At 64.9% G+C, this 16,944-nt stretch carries 17 protein-coding genes; 3 read left to right on the top strand and 14 right to left on the bottom strand.

Annotated features, from left to right (window positions below; translation table 11 throughout):
• Positions 1-462 precede the first annotated feature (462 nt).
• The 4 genes from recG to FHY55_RS10700 all read right to left on the bottom strand — a co-directional run bounded on the left by recG (position 463) and on the right by FHY55_RS10700 (position 6,103).
• Positions 463-2,553: an ATP-dependent DNA helicase RecG gene (gene recG, locus FHY55_RS10715; protein ID WP_140014186.1), complete on the bottom strand. Its 2,091-nt coding sequence runs from the start codon at positions 2,551-2,553 to the stop codon at positions 463-465.
• Positions 2,550-4,805, bottom strand: a complete 2,256-nt coding sequence (ligA, locus tag FHY55_RS10710) for an NAD-dependent DNA ligase LigA (RefSeq protein ID WP_140014185.1) — start codon at positions 4,803-4,805, stop codon at positions 2,550-2,552. The genes recG and ligA overlap by 4 nt, the downstream gene beginning before the upstream one ends.
• A gap of 132 nt (positions 4,806-4,937) precedes the next feature.
• Entirely contained in the window at positions 4,938-5,657 is a 720-nt protein-coding gene (ctrA, locus tag FHY55_RS10705; protein WP_140014184.1) for a response regulator transcription factor CtrA, read from the bottom strand.
• Between the two features lie 173 nt (positions 5,658-5,830).
• Positions 5,831-6,103, bottom strand: a complete 273-nt coding sequence (locus FHY55_RS10700; RefSeq protein WP_140014183.1) for a DUF1153 domain-containing protein — start codon at positions 6,101-6,103, stop codon at positions 5,831-5,833.
• 130 nt (positions 6,104-6,233) lie between these two features.
• On the opposite strand from FHY55_RS10700, the gene mnmA reads away from it, so the two are divergent.
• Positions 6,234-7,370, top strand: a complete 1,137-nt coding sequence (gene mnmA, locus FHY55_RS10695) for a tRNA 2-thiouridine(34) synthase MnmA (RefSeq protein ID WP_140014182.1) — start codon at positions 6,234-6,236, stop codon at positions 7,368-7,370.
• On the opposite strand, the gene FHY55_RS10690 is transcribed toward mnmA, so the two are convergent.
• Both FHY55_RS10690 and FHY55_RS10685 read right to left on the bottom strand, forming a co-directional pair.
• Positions 7,367-7,939 carry a helix-turn-helix transcriptional regulator gene (locus tag FHY55_RS10690; protein WP_140014181.1) on the bottom strand — a complete coding sequence of 191 codons (573 nt, stop codon included), beginning with the start codon at positions 7,937-7,939 and terminating at the stop codon, positions 7,367-7,369. The genes mnmA and FHY55_RS10690 overlap by 4 nt on opposite strands.
• Before the next feature lie 46 nt (positions 7,940-7,985).
• Positions 7,986-8,558, bottom strand: coding sequence for a hypothetical protein (locus FHY55_RS10685; RefSeq protein ID WP_140014180.1), 573 nt, complete (start codon positions 8,556-8,558; stop codon positions 7,986-7,988).
• 336 nt (positions 8,559-8,894) lie between these two features.
• Between FHY55_RS10685 and FHY55_RS10680 the strand changes: the two genes are divergently transcribed.
• Positions 8,895-9,101, top strand: a complete 207-nt coding sequence (locus tag FHY55_RS10680; RefSeq protein WP_140014179.1) for a hypothetical protein — start codon at positions 8,895-8,897, stop codon at positions 9,099-9,101.
• A gap of 60 nt (positions 9,102-9,161) precedes the next feature.
• Positions 9,162-9,413, top strand: coding sequence for a hypothetical protein (locus tag FHY55_RS10675; RefSeq protein ID WP_140014178.1), 252 nt, complete (start codon positions 9,162-9,164; stop codon positions 9,411-9,413).
• Between the two features lie 108 nt (positions 9,414-9,521).
• Here FHY55_RS10675 and FHY55_RS10670 read toward each other — a convergent pair whose 3' ends face one another.
• The 8 genes from FHY55_RS10670 to FHY55_RS20895 form a co-directional block, all read right to left on the bottom strand.
• Positions 9,522-10,154 carry a hypothetical protein gene (locus tag FHY55_RS10670; RefSeq protein ID WP_140014177.1) on the bottom strand — a complete coding sequence of 211 codons (633 nt, stop codon included), beginning with the start codon at positions 10,152-10,154 and terminating at the stop codon, positions 9,522-9,524.
• 115 nt (positions 10,155-10,269) lie between these two features.
• Positions 10,270-11,424: a lipid-A-disaccharide synthase gene (gene lpxB / locus FHY55_RS10665; RefSeq protein ID WP_140014176.1), complete on the bottom strand. Its 1,155-nt coding sequence runs from the start codon at positions 11,422-11,424 to the stop codon at positions 10,270-10,272.
• The gene (locus FHY55_RS10660) at positions 11,421-12,353 is read right to left on the bottom strand and encodes an LpxI family protein (protein WP_140014175.1); all 933 of its coding nucleotides are present in this window, start codon (positions 12,351-12,353) and stop codon (positions 11,421-11,423) included. The genes lpxB and FHY55_RS10660 overlap by 4 nt, the downstream gene beginning before the upstream one ends.
• 4 nt (positions 12,354-12,357) lie before the next feature.
• Positions 12,358-13,155, bottom strand: coding sequence for an acyl-ACP--UDP-N-acetylglucosamine O-acyltransferase (gene lpxA, locus FHY55_RS10655; protein WP_140014174.1), 798 nt, complete (start codon positions 13,153-13,155; stop codon positions 12,358-12,360).
• A complete protein-coding gene (fabZ, locus tag FHY55_RS10650) occupies positions 13,152-13,622 on the bottom strand; it encodes a 3-hydroxyacyl-ACP dehydratase FabZ (protein ID WP_140014173.1) in 471 nt (156 codons plus the stop codon). Before fabZ ends, lpxA begins: the two co-directional genes overlap by 4 nt.
• A 1-nt stretch (position 13,623) precedes the next feature.
• A complete protein-coding gene (locus FHY55_RS10645; RefSeq protein WP_168222978.1) occupies positions 13,624-14,250 on the bottom strand; it encodes an OmpH family outer membrane protein in 627 nt (208 codons plus the stop codon).
• A gap of 35 nt (positions 14,251-14,285) precedes the next feature.
• Positions 14,286-16,667, bottom strand: a complete 2,382-nt coding sequence (gene bamA / locus FHY55_RS10640) for an outer membrane protein assembly factor BamA (protein ID WP_140014171.1) — start codon at positions 16,665-16,667, stop codon at positions 14,286-14,288.
• A gap of 123 nt (positions 16,668-16,790) precedes the next feature.
• Positions 16,791-16,913, bottom strand: a complete 123-nt coding sequence (locus FHY55_RS20895) for a hypothetical protein (protein WP_256377581.1) — start codon at positions 16,911-16,913, stop codon at positions 16,791-16,793.
• Positions 16,914-16,944: the final 31 nt, after the last annotated feature.

Genomic DNA, 16,944 nt, shown 5'->3' with positions numbered 1-16,944 from the left:
ACCTTCCAAAAAAAACGCCGCACACCCTTTCAGGCGGCGGCGGAAGGTAAGGACGGATGCAGAGACCGGACGCCGGGCGGGGAAGCCCGTGGAGTGGCGCTCGGGACAGGCAAGTGAGCGCGTGCATCCCTAAGTTGGGGACAGGTGGATGCAACGCGCCCGGTCTCTGGACCGCAGGCAAGCCGGGTGACAAGAGGCAGATGCCACCCCGCAGAGAAACTCTAAAGCAGCGACGGCAGATGCAGCCCCCCAACCAGCATGACGATCAGGGCAACGGCGCCGATAGCGTCTTGCGCGAGAGGCGTGATGCGGGAGGAGAACTTGGCGATCATGGTCGGTGATCCTTCAGGCGTTTCGTTGCACCTTTGTTCTCATATGCGGGCTGCCCTGTCCAGAACTTTTTGAGAACATTCGTGAACAAAACGCCATTCCGGCGTTAACCTTCTGCAAAAAGAGAACAAATCAACCGACCGAAAGCAGCCGGATCGCCCTGTCTTGTTCGGTCAGCCAAAGCAGCATTCTGGCCGCCGTGCCGCGTGTGCCCGAAAGCTCCGGATCGGCTTCCAGCAAGGCGCGCGCATCGCTCTGCGCCACCTGTGCAAGGCCCACCATCCGCTCCATATCGGCGATGCGAAACCGGGGCAGTCCGGATTGTGCTGTGCCCAGAACATCGCCCGCGCCGCGCATTTCAAGGTCCACCTCGGCAATGCGAAAGCCATCCTCGGTTTCTCGCAGCGTGGTCAGCCGCTTGCGCGAGGTCTCTCCCAACGGCGCGGTATAGAGCAGAATGCAGGTGCTCTCCGCCGCGCCGCGCCCGACCCGGCCACGCAGTTGGTGGAGTTGCGCAAGGCCGAAGCGCTCGGCCTGCTCGATCACCATGATCGAGGCATTGGGCACGTCCACCCCCACCTCGATCACCGTTGTCGCCACCAGCACCCCGGTTTCGCCAGACAGGAAGCGGGCCATCGCTGCATCTTTCTCGGCGGGGGGCATCTGCCCGTGCACAAGCCCCACCACGCCCTCGCCCAGCGTTGCGCGCAGCTGCTTGAAGCGTTCTTCGGCGGCCGTGGCCTCGCTCACCTCGCTCTCGCCCACCAGCGGGCACACCCAATAGCACTGCCGGCCCTCGGCCACCGCGCTGCGCAACCGCTCCACCACGCTGCCCAGCCGCTCGGCGCTGACCATCGCGGTCACCACCGGGGTGCGGCCCGGCGGCTTTTCATCGAGCACCGAAATTTCCATATCGCCATATTGCGTCAGCGACAGGGAGCGCGGGATTGGCGTGGCCGACATCACCAGCACATCCACCGCCGCGCCCTTGGCCCCCAGCCGGGCACGCTCGTTCACGCCAAAGCGATGCTGCTCGTCAATCACCGTCAGCCGCAGATCGTCAAAGCGCACCGCATCCTGAAACAGCGCATGGGTGCCCACCACGATCTGCGCCGAGCCATCGGCCAGTGCCGCCAGCTTGGCCTCGCGCTCGGGGCCCTTGTCGCGCCCGGTCAAAAGTTCCACCCGCAGGCCTGCGGCTTCGGCCAGAGGGGTGAGCGAGGCAAGGTGCTGGCGGGCCAGAATTTCGGTGGGCGCCATCATCACCCCCTGCCCGCCCGCCTCAACGGCGATCAGCAGCGCCATCAGCGCCACCAGCGTCTTGCCCGCGCCAACATCGCCCTGCAACAGCCGGTTCATCCGCCTGTCGCTGGCCATGTCACCGGCAATCTCAGACACCGCCCTCAGCTGGGCGCCGGTTGGCGTGTAAGGCAGGGCGTTCAACACCTTGTCCTGCAAGGTGCCGGTGCCCTTGGTGGCAATCCCCGGCTTGGCGCGGCTGGTGGAGCGGGCCAGCGCGAGGGTGAGCTGATGGGCAAAGAGTTCGTCATAGGCGAGGCGGCGATGGGCGGGCGCGGTATCAGAAACGTCAGCGGCTGTCTTGGGCAGATGCGCCGCCTCCATCGCGTCGCGCCACGCAGGCCAGCCCTCGCGCTTGAGAAGTTCGGCGTCGATCCATTCGTCCAACTCTGGCGCGCGCTCCAGCGCCGCCTCGGCAGCCTTGCCCATCACCCGCTGCGTCACCCCGGCGGTGAGCGGATAAACCGGCTCATGCTCGGGGATCTCGCCCGCCTCTTCGATGCGCAGAATATGATCGGGATGCACCATCTGCGCCATCCCGTCAAAATGCTCCAGCTTGCCGGATATCACCCGGCGCTGGCCGGTGGGCAGCTGCTTTTCGATCCACTTGCTGCCGCCCCGGAAGAACACCAGCGTGATGGTGGTTTCGGCATCCTCCACCTCCACCCGATACGGCCCGCCGGGCCGGGAAGAGCCGCGATGGCGCCCCACGGTGACCTCCACCGTCACCACAGTGCCCGGCGGCACACCCTGAACGGTGGTGCGCCGGCGACGGTCAATCAGGCCATGCGGCAGGGTAAAGAGCAAATCGCGCGGGCGCGTGATGCCCATGCCTTCCAGCGCGGTGGCGGTTTTTGCGCCAATGCCCGGCAGCGTATCGACCCCGGCAAAGAGCGGGAAGAGGCGCGCCGGACGGGTGCTCATGCGTCGCCTATAAGAGAAAGCCAGCCGTCTTCGTCGATGGTTTCAACGCCGAGGTCTGCGGCCTTCTTCGCCTTGCTCCCCGCGCCCGGGCCCGCCACCAACAGATCGGTCTTGGCGCTGACGCTGCCCGAAACCTTGGCCCCCAACGCCTCGGCGCGGGCCTTGGCCTCGGCGCGGGTCATCTTTTCGAGCGTGCCGGTAAACACCACCGTCTTGCCCGCCACGGGGCTGCCGGTGGCCCGTGCCTCGGGGGGCAGCGGGGTGAGCTGCGGCAGGAGCCTGTCCATCGCGGCGCGCTCGTCGGGGTTGGCGAAGGCGTCGGAGAGCGAAAGCGCCAGCGTGGGGCCAATGCCATCGGTGCCGATCAGGTCGGCCCAGGCCTCGGCGGCCTCAGGAGGCACGTCACCCGCCACGGCGGCCCGCGCCTCGGCCAGCTTTGCACGGCGGCCCTCTTCGGCGGCGGCGGCGCGTTCGGCCTCTGCCGCCTCATCGGCCTTGCGATGGGCCAGCGCGGCCGGGCGGGCCGCATCGAGCGCCTGCGCCATCGCCTCCCAACTGGTGTAGTGGCGTGCCAGATCCTGTGCGGCCACCTCGCCCACATGGCGGATGCCCAGCCCGAAGATCAGCCGCGACAGCGCGATTTCTCTCTTTTCATCAATGGCTTCAAACAGGTTCTTTGCGCTCGTCTCTCCCCAACCATCCCGGTTGGCGAGCTTGGTGAAGGCCTCGGCGTCGCGCTGCCGGAGGGTGAAGATATCGGCAGGCTCCTTCACCGGCAGTTGGTCGTCACCATAGAAGGCCTCAACCTGTTTGGCCCCAAGCCCCTCGATATCGAAGGCGGCGCGGGAGACGAAGTGCTTCAGCTTTTCCACCGCCTGCGCCGGGCAGATCAGCCCGCCGGTGCAGCGCCGCACCGCATCGCCCTCTTCGCGGATCGCCGGGGAGCCGCATTCGGGGCAGGTTGTCGGGAAGCTGTAGGGCGTTGCCTCTTCGGGGCGCTTTGACAGGTCCACATCCGCGATCTTCGGGATCACGTCGCCCGCGCGGTAAACCTGCACCCAGTCGCCCTCGCGGATGTCTTTGCCCTCGCGAATGCGGCCGCCCTTCGCGTCGCGCCCGGCGATGTAATCTTCGTTGTGCAGCGTCGCATTGCTGACGACCACGCCGCCCACCGTCACCGGGGTCAGCCGCGCAACCGGGCTGAGGGCGCCGGTGCGCCCCACCTGAATTTCGATCTTTTCGAGCCGGGTCCAGGCCAGCTCAGCAGGGAACTTGTGGGCAATGGCCCATCGCGGCGTGGTGGAGCGGAAGCCGAGCCGGGCTTGCAGGGCAAGGTCGTTCACCTTGTAAACAACGCCGTCGATGTCATAGCCCAAGGTCGCGCGCTTTTGTTCGATTTGCACGTAATGGGCCAGCAGCGCCTCGGTGCCATCGCAGCGGGCGGTGAGCGGGTTGGTGGAAAACCCTAGGGTTTCGAGCCGCTGGATGGCGTCATATTGCGTTTCTGCCAGCGGAGCGCTGAGCTCGCCCCAGGCATAGGCGAAGAAACGCAAAGGCCGGGCGCGGGTGATCTCGGAATCCAGCTGCCGCAACGAACCAGCCGCGGCGTTTCGCGGGTTGGCGAAGCGCTTGGCGCCGGCGGCCTCCTGCCGTTCGTTCAGCGCGGCAAAATCATCGTGGCTCATATAGACTTCGCCACGCACCTCCAGCACCTCCGGCGCGCCTTGCAGGTTTTCCGGTATGTCCTCGATGGTGCGGGCATTCGCGGTGACATTTTCGCCGGTTTCACCATCGCCCCTCGTGGCGGCCTGGATCAGTTTGCCGTTCTCGTAGCGCAGAGAAAGCGACAGGCCGTCAATCTTGGGCTCGGCGGTATAGGTCAGCCCGTCCTCGCGCCCGAGGTAGCTGCGCACCGAGCGGTCAAACTCGGCCACGTCCTCGGCGTCGAATGCATTGCCCAGTGAGAGCATGCGCACCGCGTGGCGGATCTTCGAGAAGGTCTCGGAGGGGGCCGCGCCCACTTGGTCGGAGGGGGAATCGCTGCGCTTGAGGTCGGGAAAGGCGGACTCGATCGCCGCATTGCGCCGTTTCAGCGCGTCATAGTCGGCATCATCCATCTCGGGCGCATCGGCCTGATGATAGGCGGCGTTCGCCTTGTTCAAAAGCTCTGCGAGCCGGGCAAGCTCGGCCTCGGCCTCGGCGGGGCTCAGCGATTTCACGTCTTTTGTTGTGGTGGATGTGGTCTCAGACATCCCTGTCCTCCCCGAAGGCTGTCCCCGATTGATAGGAGGCAGCCCCGGGGAGGTCCAGAGAGGGAACGTGAGTGGTAGTCGTTATCCTGTCATCCGGATGCAAGGGCACCCGAGGCGTTTCTGTCTGGCCGGTCAGGCGCCCACGGCAATCCGATTGTCGCCGCCGTCTTCCATCGGCTCCGGGTCGCGCAGCACGTAGCCCCTGCCCCAGACCGTTTCGATATGGTTGTCGCCGCCGGTGGCGCTGGCCAGCTTCTTGCGCAGCTTGCAGATGAACACGTCGATGATTTTCAGCTCGGGCTCATCCATGCCGCCATAAAGATGGTTGAGGAACATCTCCTTGGTGAGCGTGGTGCCCTTGCGCAGGCTCAGAAGCTCCAGCATCTGATATTCCTTGCCCGTCAGGTGCACAGGCCGGTTTTCAACCTCAACCGTCTTGGCATCGAGGTTGACGACGATCTTGCCGGTCTTGATGACCGATTGCGCATGGCCCTTGGAGCGGCGGATGATCGCATGGATGCGTGCCACCAGCTCTTCGCGGTGGAACGGCTTGGTCAGGTAGTCATCGGCCCCGAAGCCGAAGCCCTTGATCTTGTTCTCGGTGTCATCGGCCCCCGAAAGGATCAGAATAGGCGTGTCGATCCGCGCAAGGCGCAGCTGGCGCAGCACCTCGTGGCCGGTCATGTCGGGCAGGTTGAGATCGAGCAGGATCAGGTCGTAGTCATAGAGCTTGGCAAGATCTATCCCCTCCTCGCCAAGATCCGTCGAATAGACGTTCAGATTGGCGTGGGTCAGCATCATCTCAATGCTTTTGGAGGTGGTGGGATCGTCTTCAACCAAGAGTATACGCATCGGAATGCTCCGTTCATCTGCTGTTCAGCTATGACCATGCAACACAATGGTTAATTGCCGGTTACCAATGGTAAACAGTGTCCGGCCACAACCTTGCGTTGTCCAGATCACTATTTTTGGGGAGTAGGCTTTGGAGAAGTTCAGCGCGCGGCCAGATGGCTGCACGCGGGTGCTTAGCGGAACTTTTGCAGGCTGGTGGCCTTCAGGGCCTGTTCGCCATGTTGCTCGACGGCGTGGGACCAGCTGCCATATTCTTCCTCGGAAATGCCGTAGGTTTCCATACAATCTTCCAAGGAAATCAACCCGTTCTGCACCGCACGGACCACCGCCGCCTTGCGGCTGGCAACCCAGCGGCGCGTATCCGATGGCGGCAGGTCGGCCCGGGTCATTACCGAGCCGTCGGGCAGCGTCACCGCGCGGGGGCCATCTATGCGTTTGAGGAACATATTCGTCTCGTCATTCGCCTGAACGGATGCACCTTACGCACGCGTGGCTTAACGGGTCGTGAACCCACCCTTGAGAGTGCTTAGGATTTTCCTATATTCCCTCCTTCTTCCTCCGACTCAGGGCCACCCCATGCCGCTTGATGCGCTCAACTCCCTCGGATTTGCCAAACCGCCCGCCGAAACGCGGGTGGTCGTTGCCATGTCAGGCGGGGTCGACAGCTCTGTTGTCGCCGCCGAATTGGCGTCTCAGGGCTATGATGTGGTTGGGGTCACGCTCCAGCTTTATGACCACGGGGCCGCGCTGGCCAAGAAGGGTGCCTGCTGCGCGGGCGTCGACATTCACGATGCGCGCCGCGTGGCCGAGGAGATGGGCTTTCCGCATTACGTGCTGGATTATGAGAATATCTTCAAGGACGCGGTGATCGAGGAATTTGCCGAAAGCTACCTCGCCGGGGCCACCCCTGTGCCCTGCATCCGCTGCAACGAGCGGGTGAAGTTCAAAGACCTGCTGGAAACCGCGAAGGACTTGGACGCCGACTGTATGGCCACCGGGCATTACATTCAGCGCAAGATGGGCGCGACCGGCCCTGAGCTGCACATGGCGGGCGATCCGAACCGGGATCAGAGCTACTTTCTGTTTTCCACCACGCCTGAGCAGCTCTCCTTCCTGCGGTTTCCGCTGGGCCATCTGACCAGCAAGGCTGAAACCCGGGACCTGGCGCAAAAGCACGGGCTCGCGGTGGCCGACAAGCCCGACAGCCAAGACATCTGCTTTGTGCCGAACGGCAACTACGCCAGCGTGATCGAAAAGCTGCGCCCGGGCGCGGGTGAGCCGGGTGAGATCGTGAATATGGAGGGCCGAGTGCTGGCGCAGCACAACGGGGTGATCCACTACACCATCGGCCAGCGCCGGGGCCTTGGCATCGGCGGGCTCTCCACCCCGCTCTATGTCGTGAAGCTGGACCCGGAAACGCGGCAGGTGATTGTCGGCCCCAAGGAGGCGCTGGCCAAACGGACGGTGCCGGTGCGCGAGATCAACTGGCTGGGGGATACGCCGCTGGAGCCTGGTCAGGAGATCGAGATCCGCACCCGCATCCGCTCCACCCGCCCCCCGGCAGAAGCCCTGCTGCGCCCGCTGGCGGACGGCACGGCGGAGGTGGAGCTTTTGGCGGCGGAAGAAGGGGTGTCACCCGGGCAGGCTTGCGTCTTCTATGCGCCGGAGGGCACACGCGTGCTCGGCGGCGGCTGGATCTGGCGCGGGGCCTAGCGCGCGGCGAGAGACATCTGCACCCGCGCGCGCTCTACAGTCTCACCCGGCAGCGCCACGCCCTCGAACAGCTCTTCAACGAGGCAGGAAATCAGCTGGCCCCGGCTGGTGAAGCCCGACTTGCGATACACCGCGTTCATCTGGCTCTTCACGGTGGAGGCGCTGGTGCCGCGCAAGGCGGCGATTTCGCCGTTGGAGAAGCCCTTCATCGCATAGACCGCAACGCTCATTTCGCTCTCTGACAGATCCCACTGCGCAAAGAGCTCCTGCAAGTGTTGTGAAAAGTTGCCAGAAGCCACATCGACCTGCCGGTTCAACTCCACCACCCGCCGCTGGCTGCGGCGCAGGTAGAGACCCGACACAACGAGGCCGATGACCAGCCCAAGCGAGGCGAGCAGCTGGATGATCTCTTGCCATTCATAGGGGATTGGCGCGGTGCGCAGGCCAAGGATTTCGCTCCAGAGGTCGCCAACGAAGAAGAGCGCGCCCAGGGCCTGCAGGGCGAGCGCAATGTAAAGGCTGCCACGGCCCGCCATACGGGCAAATCCGGGGGAAAGGCGCGGGGTCACGCCTGTTTCGGGGAAGCCGCTACGGCGCCCGAAATCTGCTGGAAAGTCAGTTGCCAAGGCTCACACCAACGCCGCCGCCGCCCACCGAAACGCTTGCGCCGCCAACACCAACCGAAATGCCGCCGCTGTCGACATCGACAGAAACGCCGCCGCCGTTTTCATTGCCGACCCCAACCGAAATACCGCCGCCCGTCGAGCCGCCGGTGGAGCCTCCTGTGTTGCCGCCGCCGCCGCCGTTGGCGGGTGCGTTTACTGCGCCGCGGATGCGCTTGCCGGTCTTCTTGTCTTCACGGCGCGTCTTGAACACCTTGAGGATCACATCATGCTTGATCTCGCCGGTTGACCGGCTGACGACGATTTCCCGCAGGTGCACCTTGTTCTGCGCCAAGATCTTCACGCGGCCGAGCATCGTGCTCGACATGCTGACAACGCGGTATCCGTTGCGTTCCAGCACCGCGATGACATCGGTGTAGTTTTGCCGCGCCATATAAACCCGCTCGGTCGGGGCGTCGCGCAGGCCGCTGGCGGCTGCATGGGCAGGCCCGCTGGCTGAGACGCTCATCGCGAGTGCAAAGCCGGTGCAAATGATGGCGACGCGGGTGTGGTCTTTGGTGGTCATGGCAATCCCTCCTGACGATTCGACGTTGCCGCCGAAATGCGGCAGACCTGCGGTATTTGAATGAAATAAGATCGACTTTAAGGCGTATTTCGGGCCTCTCCACCTTGGGTATGATTGGCAAAATGAGGCGAAATCGGGCGGGCCGAAGCTGCGCACATGCCTTGTTTTTAAGGATTTCCCGATCAACCCTAGGGTTGAAAACGGCCTCATCCCCCCATTGGACAATATCTCTCAAGGCCGGGACGTGGCGAGCTTGTGTCATCACCAGCCGCGGCCCCCCCACCACCGCCCCGGCGCTCCGATCACACCGCGCCCTGCGCCAAAAAGGAACGCACAATGACCACACCGAGCCCCCTCGCCGACCTCGCCCGCGAAAACCGTAAAACGGCTCTCCTCGCGGCCAAGCTCTTCAAGCATGACAACGTGGTTCGACTGTCTCGCAAGGCAAAGCCCACGCGGCGGCCGGTGTTTCCCGGCGATCTCGGGATGCGGCAGGTCCTGCCCTACCGCACCAACGCCTTCCTCTCGGCACTGGCCGCCTGACCCGGCCTGACCCCAACCAACACCCCTCAACAACCCTCATAAGATCAAGGAATGACGACGATGAAATCTCTCAAAAACCTCGCCCGCCAAAACCGTAAAGCCGCTCTGAAGGCCCTCGCGGAGCAGCGGAATTGCACCATCATCCGCCCCGACTTTGGCAATGGCTCGGAAGTTTCGATCCCGGTGCTGGACTTTGGTGCCCGCCGCCGGGCCTGCCCCGAGCTGGCAAGCGTGCCCTGCAAGAAGGCCGCACCAGCCGGGATGCCTACACTTGTGCTCGTCGCTGATGCATCGCAGGTCCAGGCTGCCTGAGCATCAGTGCGGGAGAGGCGCGGCCCCCGCCGCCCTCTCCCACCCGTCCGCCGCGTTCCGGGACTTTACCGGTTCGACCGGAGCCGGCGGACGGGCCCTCCAAGGCCTCTATTGCGACCCGAACCTGTATATCTCTACCTCCACCCAAACCTCCGACCCGGGCAAGGCCCCGCCTGCCCGGGTCATATCGAGCCGAAAGCGCCCCACCATCCGCCCGCCCCTTGGCGCCGTATCGCCACCGCGATAGCTCAGGTGCCCGGGCTGGCCCGGCTCTGTATCCACGGCCCAGGTTTCCAGCATGTCCTGCGCCCCGCGCAAAATAAGCGGGCCGAGGTTTCGCCCCCAAAACACCCCTGCCCCCTCACATGTCAGCCGCGCCACCGCCCCGCCGGGCCAAGGGCGCAGGCCGCGCGTGCGGGCGGCGATCATCGCGCGATGGCTCTCATGCCCGTGGCGGCTACAGGTGAGGGTGAGGCCGTGGCGCGGCGTGGCCTCCATGCCGGGGGTCTGAAACACCGCACTCCAAAACCACGGGTCGCCCTCTGTCACCGGACCGGGGCCGCGCCCGATGATCCGGCTGCCGCGCCAAGCCGCGTCAAGCTCGCCCAGCACCGCGCCCGCCTCGCCCACCGGCAGATCGAGCAGCACCGCCAGCGTGCCCTCCGCCTCGATGCCCTGCGCCTGCGCCATCGGGCCGGTGAGGCTGCAAAGGGCAAGTGTGATGCCGGCGAACCAGTGCAAAGCGCGCCTCCCAAGGGGTCATGCTGGCTGCAAGCCTAGGGCGCGTTGACGCTACGGCAAAGCGCTATCGTGGCCGCGCATGGAGCCTTGCCGGGAGAAACTGACCGCAGTCAGCCTAGCCGATGCGCTCCAGAACCGAGCGCGCGGCCCGCAGCCCCGGCGGCTCTTCGCCCCGCCCCAGCCGCGACATGGTGAGCGCCATCGCCTCAAGCTGCGCCCCCGGCGCGGCGAGCACGGCCTTGAGGCCCTCGGCGATCTTGGCAGGTTTGCATTCGGCCCCGATGAACTCGGGGATGGTGCGGCTTTCAGCCACGAGGTTTACCAGCGTGACTGTATCTACCTTCAGCATCCGGCTGATGATCTGGCGGCTGAGCCAGCTCATGTCATAGGCGATCACCATCGGCAGCGCATTGGCCGCCAGCTCCAGCGACACCGTGCCAGAGGCGGCCAGCGCCACATCGGCGGCCGCAAAAGCGACACGCTTCTCCGCCTGCGCCGCCTTGGTGGCCTTCCCGCGTGGATCGAGCAGAACCGGCGCACCGGGCCAGCGCGCGGTGAGATCCTTCACCAGCTCCGCCGTGGAAGCGACACAGGGCACCACGACCCGTGTGTCAGGCTGCTCGGCCACCAGGGGGCGCAGCGCCTCGCCAAAGATCGGGGCCAGCCGGTTTACCTCACCGCGCCGCGAGCCGGGCAGCGCCATGACCAAAGGCGCATCCCCAATGCCATGTTCCGCGCGGAAGGCCGCGCCATCCTCTGCATTGGCCACCGGCTCCGACACCACCGGATGGCCGACAAAATCGCAGCTCATCCCGGCGGCTTCCATGTAGGGCGGCTCGAAGGGAAAGAGCGCGAGCACATGGTCGATCACCTGGGCCATCTTCTCGGCCCGGTGCGGACGCCATGCCCAAACCGTGGGGGCCACGTAATGCACGGTTTTCACATCCGCTTCGGCCTTCACCCGCCGCGCCACCCGCAGGCAAAAATCGGGGCTGTCGATGGTGATCAGCACGTCAGGCTTCCACGCAACCACCTCGGCGGCGCATTGCTTGATCCGCCGCATCAGCGCGCGATACTTGGGCAGCACCTCGGCGATGCCCATCACCGAAAGCTCCTCCATCGGAAACAGGCTCTCCAGCCCTTCGCCCGCCATGCCGCTGCCGCCCACACCCCGAAACTCCACGCCCGGAGCCAGCGCCTTCAGCCCGCCAATCAGCGCCGCGCCCAGCCTGTCGCCCGAGGGCTCGCCCGCTATGATGAAAACCCTCACGCCCGCGCCTTTGGCCGGATCCAGATGAACATGCCCACCGCGTCGGCCATGGCAACGCAGGTGTCGACATCAATCACCATGACCCCGCCCGCCTCAACCACAATGCCGGTCAGCCCGGCCTCGGCGGCGCGCATCACCGTTTCGGGGCCGATCACCGGCAGGTCGGCGCGGCGGTCCTGCCCCGGCTTGGGCGCTTTATAGAGCAGCCCGCCGGGCGGCAGGGCCGGGTCGCGTTCTGGCAGGCGGGAGCCGTCCTTGGGGGCGAAAAAGTCGGCAAAGTCGCCGAGCCAGTCCCTCGCCTGATCCATCAGCGAGGCGCCCTTCAGCACCTCATCCTCGCGGCGCTTTGCCTCTTCCGGCGTGCGCAGCAGCGAGCGCAGCATCCAGTCGGTGCCGCCAATCGCCTCCACCGCAAGTGCCTGCCCGGAGCCGACCACGCAGGCCTGCCCCACATCCGCCGCGCCCATCGCATCCACGATCTCTTCGGCGCGCGCGGCGTCCGACACATCGCGTGCCCCCGGGCCCGCCTTGGTGAGCACGCCCGAGCCGGGCAGCAGTGCTGGCGCAATTTCATGCGCGGCCCGCACCACCAGACCGGCCTCCTCGAAGATGGCGATGATTTCGCGCAGCGCGGCATCGTCGCCCTGTAAGACCGCGCCCTTGATACGGGGCACCAGCGGCAGGGTGGCCTCGTCGATCTGCTGGGGGTCCAGCGCGGGCCGCCGGACGGCCCCGGCCATGCAAACCTCGCTCACGCCGCGCTGCTTGAGGCCGTGGATGAAGCTGCCCAGCCGTTCCAGCCGAAAGCGCTCATCCACTTCCAGATGCGCGGGGGTGAAGCCCTCGAGCGCACACACCCGCACGGGCCCCTTTGCGGCAAGCGCAATCCGGGCGGGCAGTTGGCCCTGCCCTGCGATCAGCGCCAGCAAGGGGCTACTCCGGCGTCAGGAAAGAGCGGTCGCTCTCCCCGGTGACAAAATCGACGATGCGGCGCACGTAGTCGCTCTCGGTCTCTTCGCCGAGGCGCTTGGCGCGATCCTGAAAGGCGCCCTCGCCTTGTGCCAGCATCTGGTAGGCGGCGCGCAGCGCGGTGATGTCGGCCCGTGCCACTCCGGCCCGCTTGAGGCCCACAAGGTTGAGCCCGTCGAGCTTGCCCCGGCTGGCTTCGACAAGCCCATAGGGGATCACATCGCGCGTCACCATGGTGACCGCGCCAATGATTGCGCCCTGCCCGATCCGCACCCACTGGTGGATGCCCGAGAGCCCGCCGATGATCACGTCATCCTCGATCACGCAATGGCCCGCCACGGCGGCGGAATTGACGATCACCACCCGGCTGCCAACCTGCGCGTCATGGGCCACATGGGCGCCCGCCATGATCAGGCAATCGTCGCCCACGCGGGTCACGCCGCCACCGCCCTCGGTGCCGCAGTTGATGGTCACATGCTCGCGGATCCGGTTGCGCGCGCCAATCACCAGCCGGGTCTCTTCGCCCGAAAACTTCAGATCCTGCGGGATCTCGCCAATGACCGCGAAGGAAAACACCGTGCACTCCGGCCCAACCTCGGTATCGCCGGTGATCACCGCATGGCTCTTGATCTGGCAGCCATCGCCGATTTTGGCCTTGGAGCCGATATAGGCAAAGGGGCCAATATCGACGCCGGCCCCGATCACCGCGCCTTCATCGACGCAGGCGGTGGGGTGAATGGTGGCGCTGGAGGCGACGGTCATTTGCCCTCCGCAGGCATATCCATCATCGCGGTAAACTCGGCCTCGGCGGCCATCTCGCCCTCTACGCTGGCTTCGCCGCGGAACTTCCACACCTTGCCGCCGGGCTTGCCGCGGGTGACGGTGACATGCAGCTCCAGCACATCGCCCGGCACCACCTTGCGGCGAAACTTCACGCCCTCCATGCCCATGAAATACACCAGCATGCCCTTGTCCTGCAGGCCAAGCGAGGCCCCCACCATCACCGCCGCCGTCTGGGCCAGCGCCTCGATGATGGTGACGCCCGGCATGATCGGCGCACCGGGAAAGTGGCCCTGAAAATGCGGCTCGTTGAAGGTGACATTCTTGATGCCAACCGCGCTCTCGCAAAACTTCACGTCGCGCACCTTGTCTACCAGCAGGAAGGGGTATCGGTGCGGGATGATCCGCTGGATCATCTCCAGATCAACGGTTTCGGGGGCGTCGCTCATGCTATTGTCCTTCTTCTTCGGTCGGCGCTTCGCTGCCGTCGCCTTCTGATGTTTGCTCGGTGTCGTCTTCCGGCGGCAAGGGCGGAACTGCGATTTCGCCGCCGTCCCCCAACAGCCGATCCACCCGCATGCGGACCAGATCGGTCACGTCGATGTCGGAGATCGCCAGAAGGATAGCGCGGGAGTCGAGGATCACGGCGGCCCCGCGCTCTTCGACCACCTCTTTCACGACCGGGCCGATGGCCGCGTTGAAAATCTGCTGATTGCGGTCTTGCAGTCGCTGAAGCTGGCGGGTTTTGCCCTCCTGCTCGGCGCGGATGGCGGTGACCTTCTCGTCAAAGGCATCGGCCAACTCGCGGAAAGCATCCGGGTCCATTTCGGCGCGCTGCTCGGTCAGGCTGGCCTCTTCGGCCTCCAGATCTTCCTGAATGCGGGCGTTCTCTGCGATCAGATCAGACCGTGCCTCGTTCAGCTCTCGCTGCAGACGCTGGCCCAGCAGCGTGGTTTGAAACAGACGCTCCTGGTCAATCGTCAGCACAGAACTTGGCGTGGCCCCGGCCTGCTGCCCGATGCTGGCAACAGGCGCGAGCCCGAGGCAAAGCGCAACAACGGCGGCCAAACCACGCATCCCGACCGTCCCGCGCCTATGTGCGGGCCCGAGCATCAGAAGTCGGTTCGGATCGAGATGTCGAAGCTGCGCTCCTTGTCGTAGTCCTCTTTCATGATCGCTTCAGAGAAGTTGAAGCGCAGCGGACCGATGGGCGTATCCCAGAAGATCGACACACCAACCGCCGAGCGCCAGTGCAGATCATCGTCAACCGGGTCGGCACCGGTGGGGCCGCCGCCGGTGTTGTCGAGCCCCCAGACGGAGCCGATATCATAGAACACACCACCCGAGATGCCGTATTCCTCCGGCAGACCCAGCGGGAATTCGGCCTCCAGACGCGCCACGAAGAAGAAGTTGCCGCCAAGCGCGTCTTCATTGGTGACGTTCAGGTCACGCGGGCCGGTGCCATTGGCCTCGAAGCCCCGGATCTTGCCGTTGAGCGTGAAGCGGTCCAGCACCGTCGAGCCGCCGGTGGAGTAGTGCAGCGCACCACCCTCAAGCTCGGCCCGCAGCGTCACCTCTTCGTTCCACACCTTCGTTTGCGCGGTCAGTGAAGCGATGGTCTTAATATACTGGTTCTCACCGTCCAGCCCGCCAAAATCCTGCCCGAAGGTGAAGCGGATGGCCGCATTCGGGTTCAGGCCGGTGATCCGGCTGTCGTAGGTGTAGGTGTAGCCAAGGCTCACATCCCAACGCTCGCCCTCTTCCTGCCGCAGGATAAAGGAGGAGCCAGTATCGCCCCCGGGGCCGGGGTTGCCCTCGGGATCGCCGAGGTCCAGCCCAGAAAGCTCCTTGTAAAGCAGCGTGGTGCGCACCTGCAGACGGCTGCGATCACCCAGCGGGAAGGCAAAGAGCGGGCGGAAGGAGCCGACAGCAGAGTCGTAACGCGTGTTCTCAGACTCCGACGCCCGGTAGGAGGCATCGAGCCCGAAGGTCACCTCACGGCCAAGGAAGGCCGGCTCGCGGAAGGAGAAGTTCAGCCCGTTGGCCGCGCTGGTGGTGTCGAAGCCAAAGTTGAGCGATTGGCCACGGCCCAGAAAGTTGCGCTCCGAGAAGCTGACGTTGAAGCCAAGCCCATCGTCGGAGCCATAGGAGGCCCCGAAGCCGAGCGAACCGGTGGGCGCTTCCACCACGTCGACGTCGACCACAACCTGATCGGGCGCGGAGCCCTCGCGGGCGTTCACATCGGCGGTTTCGAAGAAGCCAAGCGCCCGGATGCGCTCTGCGGCCTCACGCACCTCGCGCGGGTTGAACGGGTCGCCTTCCACCACCTTGAACTGGCGGCGCACCACCCTGTCGAGCGTGGAGGCGTTACCCTCGATGTCGATCCGCTCAACAAAGATACGCGGGCCCTTGCTGATGGCAAAGTTGATGTCGAGGGTCAGATCGCGCTCGTTGCGGCTGATCTGCGGCTCGACCCGCAGGAAGTTGATGCCCTTCTGCGCGGCCAGCCGCTCCATACGGCTGATGTTGGTTTCCACGATCTGCGGGTTGTAGACCTTACCGCTGCGGATGCGCAGCGCCTTGCGGAACTCATTGGCATCGGCTTCGGGCATGCTCGACGTTACCGTCACCCGCCCAATGCGGAATTGCTGACCCTCTTGCACGTTGAAGGTCACAAGGAAGGCATCACGGTTGCGGGTGATCTCGGCGGTGGCGCTCTGGACGCGGAAGTCGATAAAGCCACGGCTCAGGTAGAAGTCGCGCAGCACCTGCTTGTCAAAGTCGATGCGCTCTTCCACCAGCGTGTCGCGCTGGATGAGCTGACGGAACAGACCGGCCTGCTTGGTTTCGAGCGCGCCGCGCAGGCGCCGGTCGGAGAAGCGGCGGTTGCCGACAAAGCTGATGCGCTCATTCTCAACCGTCCGGCCCTCGGTGACCTCAAAGACAAGGTCCACGCGGTTGCCTTGGCGGCGAATGACCTTTGGCGTGACGGTCGCGGCCACGCGGCCCTGCACCCGGTAAAGCTCCACGATCGAAGCAGCGTCAGATTCAACCTGACTGGGCTGGAACACCCGGCGCGACTGGCTGCGGATCACCCCGGCCATCGCCTCATCTTTCACCCGCTTGTTGCCCTCGAAGGCAATGCGGTTGATCGTCGGATGTTCACGGACGTTGATCACCAGCGTGGAGCCGCGCGGCACCACTTCGACGCTCTGGAAGAGGCCGGAGGCGAGGATGTTTTGATAGGCGTCGTTCAACTGCCCCGCGCTCACCGTCGCGCCGCGAGCGATTCCGGCGTAGGAGACGATGGTGGCCGCATCAACCCGTTGGTTGCCGTTTACCTCAACCCTGCTGAAGGTAAAGCTTTGCGCCACCGCCTGGCTCGGCGCCACGGTGTATGCCACTGCAAATGCAGAAAAAATCAGGAACGTGAAACGCAGCGCAAGCGCCTTGGCCACGTTTAGCCCCTTCACGGTCTCGCGTGCTCGAAACATGCCCACAGCCCTCAGTATTACCGCCTTTTGTTATCCAACTTCACTAGCCGGTATTGGGGGTGGTGTCAAAGCACGCAAAAGCGCCCCGGGGCGCTTTTCTGCATTGCGTTTTGCAGCCTTGCGTCAGTTGAAGAGCGATCCGATCCAGGCGCCGCCACCGAGGGCGGTCAGGATGGTTGCCACATAGAGCATACGATCCGAGTTGAGCCGGACGATCAGGCTCAGGCTGCGGTATCCTTCGGTCATGGTGTGCATGGGCGGGCCCTGCGTCTCCGGT

It is taken from the genome of Oceanicola sp. D3 (assembly GCF_006351965.1).
Taxonomy (GTDB): Bacteria; Pseudomonadota; Alphaproteobacteria; order Rhodobacterales; family Rhodobacteraceae; genus Vannielia.
This window is presented reverse-complemented; position numbering and strand designations above follow the sequence as displayed.

Bases quoted from the DNA above. Each gene is read 5' to 3' on its own strand.
- recG (WP_140014186.1), bottom strand. From the start codon at position 2,553: ATGAGCACCCGTCCGGCGCGCCTCTTCCCGCTCTTTGCCGGGGTCGAT.
- ligA (WP_140014185.1), bottom strand. From the start codon at position 4,805: ATGTCTGAGACCACATCCACCACAACAAAAGACGTGAAATCGCTGAGC.
- ctrA (WP_140014184.1), bottom strand. From the start codon at position 5,657: ATGCGTATACTCTTGGTTGAAGACGATCCCACCACCTCCAAAAGCATT.
- FHY55_RS10700 (WP_140014183.1), bottom strand. From the start codon at position 6,103: ATGTTCCTCAAACGCATAGATGGCCCCCGCGCGGTGACGCTGCCCGAC.
- mnmA (WP_140014182.1), top strand. From the start codon at position 6,234: ATGCCGCTTGATGCGCTCAACTCCCTCGGATTTGCCAAACCGCCCGCC.
- FHY55_RS10685 (WP_140014180.1), bottom strand. From the start codon at position 8,558: ATGACCACCAAAGACCACACCCGCGTCGCCATCATTTGCACCGGCTTT.
- FHY55_RS10680 (WP_140014179.1), top strand. From the start codon at position 8,895: ATGACCACACCGAGCCCCCTCGCCGACCTCGCCCGCGAAAACCGTAAA.
- FHY55_RS10675 (WP_140014178.1), top strand. From the start codon at position 9,162: ATGAAATCTCTCAAAAACCTCGCCCGCCAAAACCGTAAAGCCGCTCTG.
- lpxA (WP_140014174.1), bottom strand. From the start codon at position 13,155: ATGACCGTCGCCTCCAGCGCCACCATTCACCCCACCGCCTGCGTCGAT.
- fabZ (WP_140014173.1), bottom strand. From the start codon at position 13,622: ATGAGCGACGCCCCCGAAACCGTTGATCTGGAGATGATCCAGCGGATC.
- FHY55_RS10645 (WP_168222978.1), bottom strand. From the start codon at position 14,250: ATGCGTGGTTTGGCCGCCGTTGTTGCGCTTTGCCTCGGGCTCGCGCCT.
- bamA (WP_140014171.1), bottom strand. From the start codon at position 16,667: ATGTTTCGAGCACGCGAGACCGTGAAGGGGCTAAACGTGGCCAAGGCG.
- FHY55_RS20895 (WP_256377581.1), bottom strand. From the start codon at position 16,913: ATGACCGAAGGATACCGCAGCCTGAGCCTGATCGTCCGGCTCAACTCG.